The organism is Paenibacillus sp. V4I9, from assembly GCF_030817295.1.
Classification (GTDB): Bacteria; Bacillota; Bacilli; order Paenibacillales; family NBRC-103111; genus Paenibacillus_E.
In genome coordinates this window covers 5,668,502-5,686,935 of record NZ_JAUSZE010000001.1, presented here as the reverse complement: position 1 = coordinate 5,686,935, position 18,434 = coordinate 5,668,502, and the positions used below count along the sequence as shown (strand labels likewise).

The 18,434-nt window shown below is 45.7% G+C and carries 7 protein-coding genes and 2 pseudogenes; 6 read left to right on the top strand and 3 right to left on the bottom strand.

Translation table 11 applies throughout. The annotated features are described in order from the left end of the window. Positions 1-75: 75 nt before the first annotated feature. Complete coding sequence (locus tag QFZ81_RS37615) at positions 76-5,382, bottom strand: pectate lyase family protein (protein ID WP_483874672.1); 5,307 nt, start codon at positions 5,380-5,382, stop codon at positions 76-78. Positions 5,383-5,978: 596 nt separating this feature from the next. Between QFZ81_RS37615 and QFZ81_RS26380 the strand changes: the two are divergent. From QFZ81_RS26380 to QFZ81_RS26370, 4 genes and pseudogenes are all read left to right on the top strand, one after another. Then, a pseudogene (locus QFZ81_RS26380) lies at positions 5,979-10,481 on the top strand (pectinesterase family protein); the annotation flags it as partial. Between the two features lie 15 nt (positions 10,482-10,496). After that, a pseudogene (locus QFZ81_RS26375) lies at positions 10,497-11,747 on the top strand (pectate lyase family protein); the annotation flags it as partial. 48 nt (positions 11,748-11,795) lie between these two features. Beyond that, the gene (locus tag QFZ81_RS37520; protein WP_373462737.1) at positions 11,796-12,386 is read left to right on the top strand and encodes a chitobiase/beta-hexosaminidase C-terminal domain-containing protein; all 591 of its coding nucleotides are present in this window, start codon (positions 11,796-11,798) and stop codon (positions 12,384-12,386) included. 141 nt (positions 12,387-12,527) lie between these two features. Next, positions 12,528-12,962: a hypothetical protein gene (locus tag QFZ81_RS26370; protein ID WP_307440002.1), complete on the top strand. Its 435-nt coding sequence runs from the start codon at positions 12,528-12,530 to the stop codon at positions 12,960-12,962. 51 nt (positions 12,963-13,013) lie between these two features. Here QFZ81_RS26370 and yfbR read toward each other — a convergent pair whose 3' ends face one another. Both yfbR and QFZ81_RS26360 read right to left on the bottom strand, forming a co-directional pair. After that, positions 13,014-13,604 (bottom strand): 5'-deoxynucleotidase, encoded by a 591-nt coding sequence (gene yfbR, locus QFZ81_RS26365; protein WP_307440004.1) that lies wholly within the window; start codon positions 13,602-13,604, stop codon positions 13,014-13,016. Positions 13,605-13,651: 47 nt separating this feature from the next. Beyond that, positions 13,652-14,788, bottom strand: a complete 1,137-nt coding sequence (locus QFZ81_RS26360) for a polysaccharide deacetylase family protein (protein WP_307605372.1) — start codon at positions 14,786-14,788, stop codon at positions 13,652-13,654. Between the two features lie 116 nt (positions 14,789-14,904). Here QFZ81_RS26360 and QFZ81_RS26355 point away from each other — a divergent pair, with 116 nt between their 5' ends. Both QFZ81_RS26355 and pnpS read left to right on the top strand, forming a co-directional pair. Further along, on the top strand, positions 14,905-16,455 hold the full coding sequence (locus tag QFZ81_RS26355; protein ID WP_307605371.1) for a fumarate hydratase: 1,551 nt from the start codon (positions 14,905-14,907) through the stop codon (positions 16,453-16,455). Positions 16,456-16,603: 148 nt separating this feature from the next. Next, complete coding sequence (gene pnpS, locus QFZ81_RS26350; protein WP_307440011.1) at positions 16,604-18,400, top strand: two-component system histidine kinase PnpS; 1,797 nt, start codon at positions 16,604-16,606, stop codon at positions 18,398-18,400. Positions 18,401-18,434 lie beyond the last annotated feature (34 nt).

Sequence of the window (18,434 nt, the reverse complement as noted above, 5' to 3'; positions counted from 1 at the left end):
TTGCGGTTTTTTGAAAGAATAAGCTGATTCTTCATAGAAAATATCTACTTATGTGATAGCCTCATCGCTTTTTTATTATTTTCCTGACTGATCATGGGGTACTGTTACTGAAGCAATTGCATCTGTCTTGTTTCCTGCCTTATCAGCAGCTGTATATTTGACCATATAGACAAGGTCCGTTTTCCCACTCGCTTTTTTCGCCAGTAAAGTGAATGAAGTATCCAGAGTTCCATATTGAGCCTCTCCAATGATCTGTCCGGTTCCGTCATCAGGAACGCTCGGCGTAATTGAAGTCAGTACGATCGAATCGATCTGCGACAGATTATCGCTCGAATAAACGGTTGCCGTTACAGTGACAGGTTTATTGTTGGCGGGCCACGGTGTCGTTTTATCCAGTATGAGCTGAATCGATGGTGCCGTTTTATCCAGATGAAGGGAGAGGCTTTTCTTCTCCTCCGCATTACCGGCATGATCCACACTCCAATACACAAGAGTATGAATCCCCTCAGAAGAGATGGTAACCGTATTGCCGGTTTGTGGAGTACTGCCATCGATTTCGTAATAGGTTGCGGCCACACCTGAGCCCATGTCGGCGGCAAGAAAGCTCACCGTTATATCCTTGTTTACCCAGCCTTTCGGAGCATCGTCGATTGTGATCGGTGCCGTTTTATCAATGTTATTGACGGCTGCCATTATACTGCCTGTATTCCCGGCAGCGTCTTCAAACGTAAAGGTAAAGCTTCCATTTTGACTAAATGTATACTGAGTAAGCCCGTTATTGTTCGTTACTAAAACAGATTCACTTGGGATAACCGTCACGACCACATCTTGGTAGGTCGGATTGAGAGCGCTATAGCTGACGGTTGCGGTTGGTGCAACGGTGTCAATGATAAGGCTTCGATAGGCCCATTCCGACCATGCTCCGTGTCTGTCTTTGGTTCGAACTCTCAACGCCCATTCCCCGTCGGTTAAAGCCCGCATTGTATACAATTCGGAAGCATCTGCAATTTCTCCGTTGTCTGCTGAAATCGTGGTCCAATTATCGGAAGAAGCTTGAATCTGAAAGGCGGTTTGGATGTCACCAGCATCCGGATCGTTAAAAGCCCATGTCATTATCGGCGTATTCACATTTAAATACCGGCCGTTGGAGTAAGAAGTGATCACAGTCGTCGGTGCTGTATTCGGTAAGGGAATGGACACGCTTGCTTCAACGGATTTGGCGCTTTCCCCGTAAGCGTTGGACGCGGTTATCACATAGTAGTAAGTTGTTCCTCCATTTAATGCCAAGTCAATAAACGTGTTTGCAGTAATATGATCCGCGATTGCCGCATACGGGCCATCATGACTGATGCTGCGGTAAACGTTGTAGTAATTCGCTCCATCCACTGTGTTCCAAGTTAAAGAAACTTGACCGCTGTTGTCAGTAGAAGTACTAGCCGACAACCCGGTTACTGCCGCTGGAGGCGCAGACTCGATTGGAAGCTCAGTCAACAGCCATTTTTCCTTCGACCAGTTCAGCTTTCCTGCTCCGGCGCCGTTATTAGCCAAAAGCCGGCTTCTCAGAACCGACGGGTCATCGTTGGCATAGCTGTATGGCAAAGTCGTAAACCCGTTCCAAGCGAAAGGAATTATCGGTGCCGGAACCGGCGAAAGCGGACTATTCGATTCATTACTGTTACCTCTAAACGAAGTTCCATCTAACGAGTACATCGTATCCAGCGCAAAAATTTTGCCCGTATATGCCGGATTATTGGGATCGGCTTGGTTGTTCCGCAATGGATAATAAATATCGATAATCAGGGATTTTTCAATAAGGACGGCTCCGCCCTCGGTTGAAATTGCCCCATTGCTGGTTACTCCGAAATGATAACCCTTGGCGCTTATCGCAGCTGCAAGACTATCGGAGATAAGTTTCTTTGCTCCCCAATTGCCCGAACTGTCCATCACAATATTGTAAGCATGGGCATTTCCGCCCCGAAGACGAGGTAAACGATCCTGCATATCTTTATAGTAGTTATGATGCAGAGTCACCTGCAGATTTGCATTATCTGATGCGAATTCGGTGGCACCGACAAGATGCTGTTTCTTTTGTCCGGCAGACACCGCAATAATATCATCCGTACTCAAACCTTGACTACGAAGATAATTGTACATGGCATAAGCCGAGCGATTATTTTCCAAAGCGTTAATTTGCTGGGTGACCCAGCTGTTTGGACTTAGGTCATCCCCTTTAAAAAAGGACCACGAGATGGTTACGCCGGAAGAACCTTTTTTAATATCAACACCGCCATCATAGGACTTATTGAAGGTACAATGATCGATCCAAACCTTCGAATCATCCTCAACGGTTAAGAAATCCCAATCGTTTTTGTCGTAATCTCCTTTGGTAGCTTCATCCCATTCCCACAATTCATCAAACTCCAAGTTGCGAAGGATAGTGTTAGTGCTATGCTTCAAAATAAGCGAAGCATGTTTTAGTTTGGAACCGTTCGCTGAAAAAATGGTCACACCGTTAAGCGTATCGAGATACACTTTACTCACACCGGTTTGAAGCAGAACAGGATGAGTTTTCGGTGCGTTGTGTGCGACCATCAAAGATCCCGCCGTTGTTTTCGCTTCCGCTGAAAGTTCATTCCAGCCAAGATTCAAATCATTCATGATCTCAATTACTTTATAGCCTTTTTTCCTGTTGATGGCATCGGCGAAATCTGTTGCGGTATACACTTTTTTGTAACGAGGGTCAGTCTCGGGAATAGTACCTCCGCCAGTGTTTCCGTAGGAGAAGCCCGTTAAGTTATATTCGTTGTAGGAACCTGCCGGTAAGGGGGACGGTGTAGGATCAGGTGACGGCGTTGGGTCCGGTGTCGGTGTGGGTGTGGGTGTGGGTTCCGGCGTTGGCGTAGGCACAGGGTTCGTTCCGGAAGATCCGATTAAAGCACCGATGTCCATACCGCTAGGCGTGCCGGCCGCCTTTAAATCACTGCTTACTGTAAGTACCAGAAAATTGCCTAAATTAGGGGAACCGTCCGCGTTGCGGCTTACTGCGGGACTCAGATTTACAAAATCCGTATCGTCGGCAAGCAAGCCATTTGCATTGGTGCTTTTATTGTTTTTCCACCAAACGTTTGTGCTTTGAACATCCGTACCGTTTGTTTTGTCACTAGAGGCTCCCTTATAAGATAAATTATTTGTAAAAATATGAGTCCCGATGTCAAAAGCAAAGTTGCTTTGTCCGTTACTATAGGATGTATTGTTTGTAATGGTTATGGTGCCTGGATTGCTGTTGTAGGTAAATCCATGCTTTTTGTTTTGGTAAGCGACCGAATTGATCACAATGTGATTTACGGCAATTTGTTCCCCGCCAAGCTTGAAGCCGTTGCCGTCGCTGTTTGTTGTCGAGCTTCCTTCCGATGTTTGACCATTATGGTGGGCAATACTGTTTCGGATGGTTACAGGACTAATCGGGCCGGTTTCGGTTTTGCTGTAGAGATCCCACCCGTCATCGACGTTATAGGCCGAAATGCATCCATCAAACACATTTCCCGGACCTACAGTCAGTTTGGCCGCAAAACCATCGGCATCTTCACCGTTGTCAGGATCAAAGTTATCGCGGGAATATACGTTGACTATTTCGTTGTAGCTGGGCCACTCGCTTTGTGGAGCGGTTGAAGCATATCTGCCTATTTGCAAGCCTGTGTCCCGGTTGTGGTGAACCTCCGAATTTTCTATACGGTTATAATTGCCTGCAACATAAATTCCGTTATCAGCCGACCCTTTTACTTCTAATTCTTTCACATACCAGTAGTTCCCGTTGATTTGCAGACCTCTCGCGTTGCTTCCGACATTGGCTGCGTCGTAGGTTTGAGACGAGAAATCAAGCACCGGTTTTTCGGAACCAAAAGCAAAAATTTGTTTTTTTGCAGTAGGCGTACCGCTGTTATTGCGGTCAATTGTAATTTGAGCAGAATAAGAGTAAGTCCCTCCACGCAAATAAATGATTTCGCCCGGGGCCACATTCGTTATAGCAGATTCAAGTGTGGTCGGACTGCCAATCGTTCCCGGATTGCTGTCCAAACCACCCGGAGCAACATAGATGACGCCTTCCTCCGGGGTTGATGATACAGCGGTCGGTGTTGCGTTTACTACATTCGAGTTCGTACTCTCTCCGGCTTCATTCATTGCGGAAACAACGTAATAATACTTTGTCTCGTTGGTTAATCCATTGTCCGTAAAAGAGGTCGACGTTAAACCCGTTTGTATGTTCGCAAACGATATTCCGTCTGTACCGCGCTTCACATTATAGTGGGTTGCGCCACTTACGGCTGTCCAGGTCAAGTCGACTTTACTATCCCCTGCAGCGGCGAACAATCCGGTCGGCGCTGACAGAGGCGTAGTCGCGGCAGCTTCCACAGACATCCCGCTCTCTATGCTGCCGGCCTGAGCGCTGACTGTGTAAAAATATGGTGTATTTCCGGCAGCATTCGAATCGGTGTAGCTGTTAATCATGCTTGTGGCGATTTTGGAATACCCGCTGCCGGATGCCGTGCTGCGGTAAATGTTGTAGCTGCTCGCACCGCTTGCGGCCGTCCATTGCAGGGTCACGCCACCTGCGCCGGAAGATGCCAACAAATTCGTCGGAACGCTCGGAGCTTGGACGCCGGCGTTGGAGTCGTAAACAAGTCCGTTTTGATAAATTTTGACGTCGGTGAATTCGGCGCTGGCTGCCGCAACCGCTAACCCGACATAAACGCTTCCGGATAACAAACCTGCAGTGTCGGAGTCCGTCTTGAGAGGGTTTGTCGTCGTGCCATTTCCAAAATTAATTCCGTCTTTCGAATAATATGTTTTAAAGTCTGATCCTGACCGTTCCAATTTCATGTAGAGAGCGGCATTTGGATCCGGAACCGTAAAAGAACTGGAGCCGGTTGTCGACAACCGCCGATAGGAAATCAGGGTATTGGCGGAGCTATTGTAGCCCAAATTATATCCAGGGGATGTCGCTCCGTTGTTAATTGGATCCTTCTTGACCATCAGTAAGGCCCGGTTATTGCTTGTGTTAATTGCAGTGGAAGTCACTTTTGCCGTTATGGAAAAGTCCCCCGCACTTACAGGATAATAAGTATAAAGTGCGTTATCGTCGGAGCTCTGTATTTTACCACCTGTGGCGGAAAGCGCAAATTTACCGTTGCTGAAACCGTAACTGATGGTGCCTAGTGAGCTTGAAGCGGAAACATCCGCCGCTTTCCATCCGGCGGGTAGTGTTCCATCCGGCAGCATACCCGCTGCAGCTGCAATTTGGTGTATAAAAACATTTGGAAATAGAGCGAGAATCAACGCATACACCAAAATCGTACTTATCCGCTTCTTTAGTGAATTCCTCATGTAAACCCTCCTTTTAAAATCGAAAGATTGCCAATTCCATTCTGGTTGGACAATTCAATATCACTGTTACTGCGGAAAACCTCCTCTGAGTTGATATATAGAAAGGGCAAGAAGCCCTTAACTATCCTGGAATTGGTGTTTTCGACCAAGTAATGGATGCGCTTACATAATGGCCATGCGTTTTTAAACCATGACCATTTCATTTGTTATCGTAGCTTAGAGAAAAACATTCATCAATAATCAGTGGCTTAGATTCAGTGCTAAAAGGCACTTTTCATTAAGTAACTGAGATAATGATTATCGCCGAACGTTATAAAATGCTTATGTGGATAAGCAGCATATCGAGAAGCCTAATCATGATAATCATTGCAACACATTTTTTGAATTACGTCATTATTGACACAGCATCAGAGACAGTGATTATTTACATAATAGTCCTTCAGTCCTTATGATCAAGTTATGATTTGAAAGTGCTATGACGAAGAATCTCCCATAAAAGGAGGGGGTTAAAAGCGTATATTGAAAGCGTCACCATTTTCGATGGTGGGAAGCAAAATTGCAGAAAGAATGATTACTCAGGAGGTTGATGGTAGTACATGAACAAGAAACTTATTCGAAATAATTTGGCCAAGCTGCTAATCCGCATGATGTTGTTCACAACGCTTGTACCGTTTAGCGGTACGGAGAATGTTGAGGCGGCCACTGCTTTGCCTATTGGCTGGTCAAATGTTGATATGGGAAGCCCGTCTTCTGCTGGTTCAAGTTCTTATGATAAATCGACAGGAACCTTAACTATAACAGGTACAGGTAACGGAATAGCAGGAGTCGGTACACCACAAATGCAATACGCTTATACAGAAGTCAGCGGTGACTTTACGATGATCGCACGTATTTCCTCATTGACTGCAGCAAGCGGAACTCTACAAGCGGGTATAAGGATTCGTAAAGATCTAGATACCGCTAGCCCTTATCTGGCAGGTCTACTGACATCAAGCGGAGCATTATACTTTAATGCTAGAAAGAGTGATGGTGCTAGCGCCGGGACCTCAACACTTGCGTCATCTGGTTTCAGCGCCCCACAATATATAAGAATTCGAAGACAAATAAGAACGGATGTAACTCCAATCAGATCTGATATCTATATGGCCTACGGTACTCCTAGTGGAGATATAATAACTTGGACAGAACCCAAAGCAGATCAATTCCCTGGACTTTTGAACACAGTTTATCTTGGATTGATTGTAGGTGGAATAGGAACAGCTTCATTTGATAAAATGACAATTCTCAAATCGAATAACAATGCTTCTACCACAAGTATTTCGTCTTTAACTCAATCATTGCCGGTATCACCTTCCTCGCCTTCGGGTTTGAATACAGTCAGCGGAGATGCGCAGGTGAGCCTTACCTGGGGCTCGGTATCAGAAGCTACTTATTATAATGTAAAGCGAAGTGAAATTAGCGGGGGATCATATTATCAGCTCAATACTTCGAATATTACCGACACTAACTTCACTGACACGACTGCTGCAAATAGCCATACTTACTATTATGTCGTGACAGCAGCTAATGCCGATGGTGAAAGTACGGTTTCAAATGAGGCCGTAGGAAAACCCTTGGCACCGGCGGCATTATCTTTCCCAACCAATTTAAGTTCATTGTCTGGTAATAATCAGGTTGATTTGACATGGGACAGCTTAACTGATGCTGCTTATTATAATATATATCGAAGCCAAACAAACAGCGGACCTTACACGAAAGTGAATAATGCGAATGTGATAGGTACCCGTTTTACCGATACAACCGCTGTGAACGGCAATACGTACTACTATGTGGTAACAGCAGCGAATACGACGAAAGAGAGCGGATACTCGAATCAAGTAACTGCTGCACCTATAGCTCCAGTATTTCCATCTACGCCAATTTTGGCTGCTTCGGCTGGAGACTCTCAAGTCAAACTTTCTTGGAGCAGCGTGTCCGGGGCCACTTCTTATAAAGTAAAACGAAGCCTGACAGCAGGCGGCCCGTACGAGATGATTGACGCTAACGTGTCAGGAACCAGCTTCACTAACACCGGATTAACCAACGGAACCACCTATTATTATGTGGTGAGTGCCATTAACTCGGTTGGAGAAGGTGCTAACTCCAGCGAGGTTTCAAGCAAACCGGGTGTTTTCCTGATCAATGACAACTTTGAAAACAGTACGCTCGGCGATGTGCCGGCAGGATATACGCCGATTGCCAATGCAAGTGATGCGAATATTAATAATGTGACGGTTATTAACAATAGCAATCTGACAAACAAATATTACTCGCCAACAGAAGTTTCACCTGCAAAGAATATTTCACCTGCGATTCCGGGAAATTCGACCAATGTATTATGGATTAATGACAATGCAAATGCTAGTCGCAGAGGCGGCTATACGAATGCCTTTGCTTCGGTATCGGGCAATAACGGTGTAACTGCCCAACTGGATTTTATGCAGCCGGTTATTATCGGCGATTCCTATCCGCTAGAATTGCTCAATAGCACGAGTAATACGCCGGTACTTTCATTTAGTGTTACTAATCTCAAAACGCTTGCGACTATCAATGCAGGAACCTGGTATAATTTGAAATTTGTTGCTGATACAGGCACGAATTCTGCGGAAGTTTATATTAACGGAGTATATAAAGGGAACTTCAAGTTCAGTATAACAGACACCAACATCTCCAAAATTCAGGCAAGAACAGCCGGTTCGTCCACAGGCAGTATGTATGTTGATAATGTTAAGGTATACAAGCAAATCGTGACAACACCGCAAAAACTGACGACCGACGGCGCAAACAATACCACTGTGTTGAATTGGAACGCGGCAAGCGGAGCAGATTCATATAACGTATATCGAAGCGAAACAACCGGTGGTCCCTATGCTTTCATTACCAATGTAACCTCGCCTATATATACGGATACGGGTCTGGTGAATAAGAAAAATTACTATTATGTGGTCACAGGCGTGAATGCTAATGGAGAGAGTGATTTCTCTAACGAAGCTCTTGGCTATCCGAATAACGTGAGTGCGCCTGCAATAGCACCAGCATTCCAGCAAATGGATATCAGAGACAGCCAGCTTACCTTGAACTGGACCTCTGTGTTAGGCAAAGACGAAGATGGCAGCGCCGTTCCTTCTTACTATACGCTTGTTAGAAGCACGACACCGAGTGGACCTTTTGAAACAGTAGCCCAGAAGCTTACCGGCACTACGTATATGGATAAAAACTTGACTAACGATACGGAGTATTATTATCAAGTAACCGCCGGAAATATGGGCGGGCTAAGTCCGGGCTCCGAGCTTCTTAAAGTAGCTCCTGCCGAGCCGCTAGGAACGCCGACGTTATTGAAAGCAACAGCTGGCAATAACATGGTTGACTTGAGTTGGTCTTCGGTTGCGAAGGCAACCACTTACACTGTAAAAAGAAGCACGGTGAACGGTGAAGCTTATACGAAAATAAAAGAAGTTACCGGAACCAGTTTTTCGGATACGGAAACGGTCAACGGAACGACTTATTATTATGTAGTTTCCGCAGCCAATGCGCCCCAGGAAAGCATGATCTCCAATCAGTTGAAGGCGGCGCCTTATACTCCTGTACCCGGTGCACCCAATAAACCATCAGGCTTAAATGCGATTGCTAACGAAGGCAGCGTAAGCCTTTCCTGGAACACGGTATCTGACGCAACTGCTTATCATGTGAAAAGATCGACTGCTATCGGAGGTCCATATGATCTGTTATCTTCAAGCAGTTCAGCATCCTATGAAGATACGAATGTAACAAATGGAACCACATACTATTATGTTGTTTCCGCTGTAAATGCGAGTGGCGAGAGTCCGATTACGGATGAAATTATTGTGCTTCCGGCAAAAGTACTTACCGTTGATAAGAATGCCACTGCGAATGGTACAACAGTATTCAACACCATACAAAGCGCTGTCAATGCGATTCCGGCAAACAATACAGCGAGAACGATCATTTATATCACTTCTGGAACATATACAGAAAAGCTTACAATTAACCGCAAATACGTTAGCTTGATTGGGGCGGGAATGAATGAGACCAAGATCGTGTATGGTGATTATGCCGGAACCTCAGCAACGACCGGTCAGCCAGGCCACACGGGAAACACGTTTCTAAGTCAAACGGTCGAAGTTAATGCAGATTATTTTACTGCTTCTAATTTGACGATCGAGAACAGCTCATCTCCACGATCTGCTGTTGCGCAGGCGGTAGCTCTGTCACTCAAAAGCGATAAGGCTGTCTTTGAGTCGGTCAAATTAGTAGGCTATCAGGATACTTTGTATACCGGTTTGAACAGTGCTAGTAAAGGTCGTCATTATTTTCATAACAGCATCATTCAAGGTGATGTCGATTTCATTTTCGGAGAAGCACCAGCTGTTGTATTTGATAATGTGCAGATGGTTCTTGTCAGCAATTCTGGCGGTGGTGGACATATCACGGCAGGAGCGCAAAAAAATAGTACCGACATGGGTTATGTGTTCCTGAATTCTCAAGTCATTGATGATCCTTCTGCGCTTGGAACCTATGACTTGGGACGTCCATGGAAAGATAATGCCAAGATTCGCTTTATCAACACCATGATCGACTCTGAGAAATTCCTTCCCAGCGGCTGGGTTGCTGCTTGTGCAGGAAGTTGCCTCTCTTACTCGTTTGCAGAGTATAACAGCTACGGTCCGGGAGCGAACCCATCTGAACGGCAAATAGCTACACAGCTGACAGGTTCGGAAGCAAGCCTGACGATTCCGCAAATTTTTAGCGACCCTACAAATACAGTAGTCGCGGATCGAACATGGGATCCTTCCATTCCGGTCATGATGCCAAAAATCAATTATTTGCCAACCATATCCGTCACGTCTTCCACCTTTGATAAAAATAGTACGAAGCAAGCAGATATGAATATGACAGTACAAAATAAAGGGTACGCTTTGACCACTATTAAGAACGGTGCAGAAACTCTTGGCTCGTCAGATTATTCCGCTTCGGGCAACGTTGTTGTTCTTACCAAAGCTTACCTCGCTGGGTTGCCAGAAGGTACAACAACGCTAAGCTTCAACTTCGGTTCCATCTCAGTACCATTAACTGTCTACATCATCAATTCAGACGGATCGGATATTGGTAAACAGGTACTTGCGGTTAATGATGGCTGGGCTTCCTTTACAACGGGAACCAAAGGCGGATCTGCTGCTGCACCGTCGAATATATATACAGTGACTAAGCGCAGTGAATTGATTCAAGCGCTCGGCGGAGATAACAGCAAGAATGCTGCGAATTCCACACCGAAGATTATTTACGTAAAAGGTACGATCGATATGAACGTGGACAATGATGACAATCCGGTAGGATTCGATTATTACAAAGATCCGGCTTATGATTTCAATGCCTACCTGGCAGCGTACGACCCTGCTGTATGGGGTAAAACAACAGTACCTTCCGGTCCATTGGAGACGGCTCGTGCGGCTTCAGAGACAAAGCAGGGTAACCAAATCAAAATTAATGTCGGGGCTAATACGACGATAGTAGGGTTACCTGGTTCTAATGCCAAAATTCTCAGCGGTAACCTGATGGTTCAAAACGTGGATAATGTCATTATTCGGAATATTGATTTCCAAAACGCGTTTGACTATTTCCCGCAGTGGGATCCAACAGACGGAGATGTCGGCAACTGGAACTCTGCTTTTGACAATATTACGGTTAAAAGCGCTACGCATATTTGGATTGATCATAATACGTTTAGTGATGGAAGCAACCCGGATGACTACAGCATTAAATACTTCGGACGTCACTACCAGCAGCATGACGGAGCTATGGATATAACGAATGCATCTGATTTAGTCACCGTCTCCTATAACTACTACCATGATCATGACAAGACAACTCTTATTGGTGGAAGTGACGGGTTTACCGGCGATATCGGAAAAGAAAGAATTACGTTCCACCATAACTATTATAAAAATATTGTACAGCGCGCACCACGTGTAAGGTATGGTGAAGTGCATATGTATAATAACTACTATGAAGGTACTGTCAATCATGCGAGTTATCCATTCCTTTACACCATGGGTGTAGGGTACTCCTCGCAAATTTATGCGCAAAACAACTACTTCAAAGTAGATCCAGGTACAAAAGAATCTGCTTTAATAGGCGTATTTACAGGAGGAACGACTTTCACCGATATTGGATCTGTTCTCAATGGTGTTGATGTGAATATTGGACTAAATATGAGTATTAGCCCTGTTAGTTGGACACCTACATTGTTTAAAACGATGGATCCGACAAGATCTGTACCTAGTGTTGTATTGTCTAGTGCCGGTGCAGAAAATACGGTAACGTTGCCCCCAATTGACAATACGGTACCTACGACTATGGATAATGCTCCTGCTGGCTGGGTAAACAATGACGTTACAGTCACGTTCACCGCCACCGATAGCGGATCCGGTGCAGCTGAAACCTACTACACGGTAGACGGCGGGACCCAGGAACAAGGCACTTCCGTTGTTATCACGACAGAGGGCAAGCATACGATCTCCTACTGGAGCGTTGACAAGGCAGGTAACGTTGAATCTCCACATACAGTGTTTGTGCAAATTGACAAGACGGATCCAACGCTTAAAGTTGATTTGGATAAAACAACTTTGGGGCCGCCAAACCACCAATGGATTACAGTGCATGCTGCTGTCAATGCTGATGATAGCCTTTCCGGAATTGCGTCCGTCGTTCTAACATCCATTACCAGCAATGAACCGGACAATGGGTTAGGTGATGGAGATACGGAAAGTGACATTCAGGGAGCGCAAATCGGTACATTGGATACTGAATTTATGCTTCGTGCTGAAAGATCTGGTAAAGGTAGTGGACGCATTTACACCATCACCTATACGGCTATAGATCAAGTAGGTAATAATACGACCAGATCAGCAATCGTTAAGGTTCCTTATAACCAATCTGGTAAGTAATTAGGATCATGCAGCTTTCAACCGCTTACATTTGTAGAAATGGTGAACTGATCGAATGTATGGGATCGCTTTCTTGTCGGGACTGTTCCAGTTCGGTTATACTTAGGAAAACCATTACATAAAATTGCGGAGGTTGTCCAAATGTATCCAGTTATGATATTTTTACATGTCGTTAGTGCTTTACTGCTTGGTGCGTATGTCATGTTCCCATTCTTAGTTGGACGAGTTGCAACTTTGTCTGGAGCTGCCCAAGAGAGTTTTGTCGGGGTGATTGCTACGATCAATCGCATCGGCCAATTTTCATTGATTGTGACCTTCCTTACAGGTGGCGCAATGGTAAGTCAAGTAGATCCGATGCCTTCCGTCCTATGGATGATCTCTTCCGTTGTTCTTCTTCTGATCGTAGGAGCAATCACGGGTATGATCGGTGGTAGAATTAAAAAGCTGATTGCGAATAGCAAAGCAGGTAAAAGCACGGCTTCTGATGCTGCCAAAATTAAAACATTCAGCTGGATCGCAGCCGTCGCTGTTATCGTGGCCGTATTGATTATGACGAATCCGCAGCTACTGTCGTAATTATTGGAAATTGAAAGAGCATGCTCATCATTGATGATGGCATGCTCTTTTTTACGTCGATTCATCCAATGTGATTTCATCTAATGTTTTCTCGAACGATGCACTCATATGCTCGAGGAAATAATCAACTTCAGGCATGTTCATTTTCTGTAAGCTTTTCAGAACTTGCTGCTTCGCGACGACGAATTCACGATTGCCTGTGGAGAGCTCGGTTAAGCATTTGATATAAGCTTCGAGCAAGTCGGCGGCTTTCACCCAACGGTAGAGCTCGGGGTCAGGATCTTGAATTAAATTGCGGTAGATGCCGCTGATTTCAGGTGGAATAGTTTGAATAAGTCGTTCGACTGCGACATCTTCGATCTCACGGAAGTTTCGCAGTATTTGCTCATTGTTATGCTTCACAGGCTGAGGAATGTCCCCTGTTAGTACTTCGGAAGCGTCGTGGAACAATGCAATGGATACCACGCGATCCGTTGGCACGTTGCGTCCATATACTTCGTTGGCAATGGTGCATAACATATGCGCAATCGTAGAGACATAGAAAGAATGCTCTGCTACGTTTTCTCTGCGCATGTTCCACATGAGACTCCATCGATCAATATATTTAAGTCGATATAAGTAAGCGAAAAAGTGATGATTCATCGGGTTAACTCCTCTTCGTTCTAATCCTTAAAAGTAAATAAAACGGCTTATTTGACGCTCGGTGTTACCCTCAAAGCCACCTTCCCGGTGGCTGGAGTGTAGACGAGCGGTTGCCCGATCATCGCGCTAAGATCATCCAGCGCGATTGTGACCAGCCCGTGCTCGCGCAGCACGGGCTGCCGCAGCGTGACGCGCGCATTCCCGCGCGTCGCTGCTTTCGCATTCACCTGCAGGGTGAATGCCTCTTGCCCGAGGCGGAGGCGAAGCACTCCGCCATCCACATCAGCGCTGCCGCCGAGCTGCGCTGCGGCAGCAGCCGCGTCCACGCGCAGCGGGGCGCTGCCCGGCTGCGCCAAGACCCGGCGCTGGATCGAGCGGTGCAGCAGCTCCGGCGTGATGCCGGGGCTGCCCGCGTTGATCCGCGGGATCAACAGGTGATCGGCGCTTCGCGTCGCCATCTCCGGTGAAATCGTGAAGGCGTAGCGGATGCCCGCCTTCGCTACTTGCTCTGTCGCCGCCGGCGACGTGATGCCGAATGGGTACGCCATCGTGTCGAGCGGCGCATCGGATAAGCCTGCAAGCTTGCCGATGCAAGCTTGCGTATCTTTGTAAACGCGCTGCGTATAAGCATCATCGCTCTCCGCATCTAATTTTCCTACCAGCGCTGCTTCACCACTTGGAAGCTTGTGGTGAAGATTGTTGGTATGGCAGCCGATATCAATGAAGTTCGTGGCATGCGTCATCTCACTGATTTGCTCCTTCGACATGGAAGGGATGTAGGACCCTAGCGGATTCGTTAAGTCATTGGTAATAACGAAGTTCACAGCGGGAATTCGCAAGCTTTTCAAAATCGGATAGGCCGCTGTGTAGAAGCTTTGATAGCCATCATCAAACGTAACCAGCACGGCATTGGATGGAACGGTAGCGCCCTCCATATACTGTTTGAACTCTTCTAAGGAAATGAAATGATAGCCTTTGCTTAGTAGGGATTGAAGCTGATTTTGAAAAAGCGAGCTTGTAATTGTGCTAGAGCTGGTGTCCTTTTCATGCACATGATGATACATAAGAACGGCCACTTGGTCCTGGTAGTAAATATCCCCGGAGCGCTTAGCCTGCAGTGGCGTAAGCAAAAGGGTGAGCCCAATCAGACTAACTAGAATCGAAATAGCGATTCTTTTGTACATGTCAGCGAATCTCCTTGTTTTCCTCACAAGAACCATCGAACTCTTCATGGGAGGTATGTTATAATAGTTTGTAATTATTATTATGTGTGTATTTGAGAGAGGAGCCAGACCTAGTCATGCAGCATTTTTATCAAAGCGTCTACGATTTGATTGTCGAAACTTCCACAAACCTTCCCGGTGATGTGCGCCGTGCGGTACAAGCCGCTCAGGAAAACGAGGACAAAGGCACGCGTTCTGCGTTATCTCTATCTCGCATTGCGGATAACATCCATATGGCGGAATGCAATGTATCCCCAATTTGTCAGGATACGGGTATGCCAACGTTTATTATACACTGTCCGGTTGGGGCAAACCAAATTATCATGAAGAAGCAAATCCTAGAAGCTGTTGCTAATGCTACGAAAGCTAGCAAGCTTCGTACAAACTCAGTAGATTCACTTACAGGTGCCAATAGCGGAGATAATCTAGGCCCTGGTACGCCAGTTGTTCATTTTGAACAATGGGAGCGTAACGATATTGAAGTGAAGTTGATTCTAAAAGGCGGCGGCTGTGAGAACAAAAATATTCAATACAGTTTGCCTGCTGATCTTGAAGGTGTAGGTAAAGCAGGACGTGATCTTGACGGTATTCGCAAATGTGTGATGCATGCGGTTTACCAAGCGCAAGGTCAAGGATGCAGCGCGGGTTTCATCGGCGTAGGTATTGGAGGCGACCGTACAAGCGGGTACGAGCTGGCAAAGCACCAATTATTCCGTCATGTTGACGATGTGAATCCAAATCCAGAGCTGCGCAAGGTTGAAGAGTACGTCATGGAGCATGCCAATACGCTTGGTATTGGAACAATGGGCTTCGGCGGTCAAGTGACATTACTTGGCTGTAAAGTTGGCGTAATGAACCGTTTGCCAGCAAGCTTCTTCGTTTCCGTTGCTTACAATTGTTGGGCGTTCCGTCGTCAAGGCGTGGTCTTGAATGCTGAGACTGGCGAAATTAATGGGTGGTCCTACCCAAGAGGGACAGAGGTTTCTTTCCAAGAGGCTTTTGAAGCAAGTGCTGAAGAAGCTAAGAATACACCAAAAGAAGAGCGCCGTGAGATCGTATTGACAACGCCAATATCGGAAGAGCAAATCCGCAGCCTCAAAGTCGGTGATGTCGTCGTCATTAATGGTACGATGCACACAGGACGCGATGCGCTGCATAAATATTTGATGGATCATGATGCGCCGGTAGATCTGAATGGGGCTGCTATTTATCATTGCGGACCGGTGATGAGTAAGGATGAAGCTGGCGAATGGCACGTTAAAGCGGCAGGACCGACGACAAGCATTCGCGAGGAGCCTTACCAAGGTGATATTATCAAGAAATTCGGTATTCGCGCAGTCATCGGTAAAGGCGGAATGGGACCGAAAACGTTAGCAGCTTTGAAAGATCATGGCGGCGTCTATTTGAACGCTATCGGTGGTGCTGCGCAATACTACGCACAGTGCTTTAAGAAGGTTGAAGGCGTTGACTACATGGAATTCGGAATTCCGGAAGCGATGTGGCACTTGGAAACAGAAGGATTCGCTGCAATCGTAACGATGGATTCACATGGCAACAGCTTGCATGCTGACGTAGAGAAGAATTCACTCGAGAAGCTGGCAGCTCTGAAAGAGCCTGTTTTCAAATAATTTTCTAGGCATGCACTTAACCTTCATCTTTACTAAAAAAATACTGGATTAGGCACGGAAGAAAGGGTTACTATGTAGAGTAGCTCTTTTCTTTTTGTTTTTAATCATGAAAATGGACAGACTGAAACCATCGGAGGCTTAGAATCAGATGACCAAATTCCGTGCCAAACTAACTTTTATTTTGATTTTATTGATTGGTTGTTCGATGCTGATTGCGGGCATTTTCATGGCAAAGGTGCTTGAGAATTCTCACATAAAGTCTTTACAAGACAATATGGAACGAGAGCTCCAAGTTATTACGGCAACTGGTGATTGGAACCGAAAAGGTACCGATGCAGAGTTGATATCTTACTATTCTGTTCAAGCCAAACGCCTTAAAGAAGCAACGAATGAGAGATTGACGTATGTTCGAGCGGATGGGAAAGTACTAGGGGACTCCGATCAAAGACCCGAACAGATGGACAATCACTTGAATCGACCGGAGATTGTGTCGGCAGCAGCGAATGGAATCGGCTACATTACGCGTTACAGCGATACGTTGAAGGAAAATATGCTGTATGCCGCTATTCCAGTGAAGAATGAAGCACAGGAGACAACAGGGTTTTTACGTATATCCATGAGCTTGGAACAGGTAGGGAAGTCGATCCGCAGCTTATGGTATTTCCTGATTTCTGGGTTAATCATTTTGTTCCTGATTGCAGGAATCGTTAGTTATCGGATTGCGAAAGGGATCACTCATCCTATTGAGAAGATGACGAAAGTAGCCCAGCAAATTACGAATATGAACTACGAATCTCGCGTTCCGGCTTACAGTAATGATGAGGTTGGACAGCTGGGTCAGGCGATTAATCGCATGTCCGAAAGTTTGCAGCAGCAAATGGCACGAATTCAGGAAAATGAACGCAGGCTTCAAGGCGTTATGGAAAATATGATGAGCGGAATTATGATGATTGACCGTGAAGAGCGGATTATGCTTTTAAACCCTGCTGCGGAATACATCTTAGGTTTCTCCTCACAGGAGCTTCTGGGGAAGAAATATAATGAAGCCAAGCAGCAATATGAGTTTACAAAGTTAATACAAGAATGCATAGAGACACAAGATCCAATTCGCGATGAGATGGTTTTCTATTATCCGGCAGAGCGAATTCTCGATATTCATTTGAGTCCAATTGCCCATGAAGATGAGGAATGGTCGGGTGTTCTTATCGTTATTCACGATATTACGGCTGTACGCAGACTTGAACGGATGCGCAGTGAATTCGTCGCGAATGTATCGCATGAATTGAAAACGCCAATTGCCGCCGTTAAAGGCTTTGCCGAAACGCTGCTGGCTGGTGCTCTAAACGATAAGGAAACGGCAGTGTCATTCTTACAAATCATTTTTGATGAGAGTGAGCGGTTGAATCGATTGATTGGGGATATTCTGGAGTTATCCAAAATTGAATCGAAGCGGATTCCGATGAATTTTTCGCCGATCTACTTGCCTGAATTTCTGGAGAGATCGTTAAGTGTGTTGCGAAAAGAAGCGGAGAAGAAGCATATTGAACTGAGTATGCTGGTCGATGACGATATTTATATCGAGGCGGATGAAGATCGATTACGGCAAATTATCATCAATCTGCTTTCCAATGGTATTGCGTATACGCATGATGGAGGCAAGGTAAAAGTGCGGGTAGAACCACTTGATATGAATGCTGATGGGGATTATGAACGGCTGCGGCTAATTGTTTCGGATACGGGGATGGGGATACCTAAGAAGGATTTACCTCGAATTTTCGAGAGGTTCTATCGCGTAGATAAAGCACGCTCCAGAAGCTCAGGCGGAACAGGATTAGGATTATCGATAGTGAAGCATTTAGTTGAGCTACATAAAGGAACGATTCGGGTCGATAGTGAGGTTGGCGTCGGTACGAGGTTCACGATTGAATTACCTGTCATACACTAATTTACACAGCGATGATGAAACATTTACATTGTTT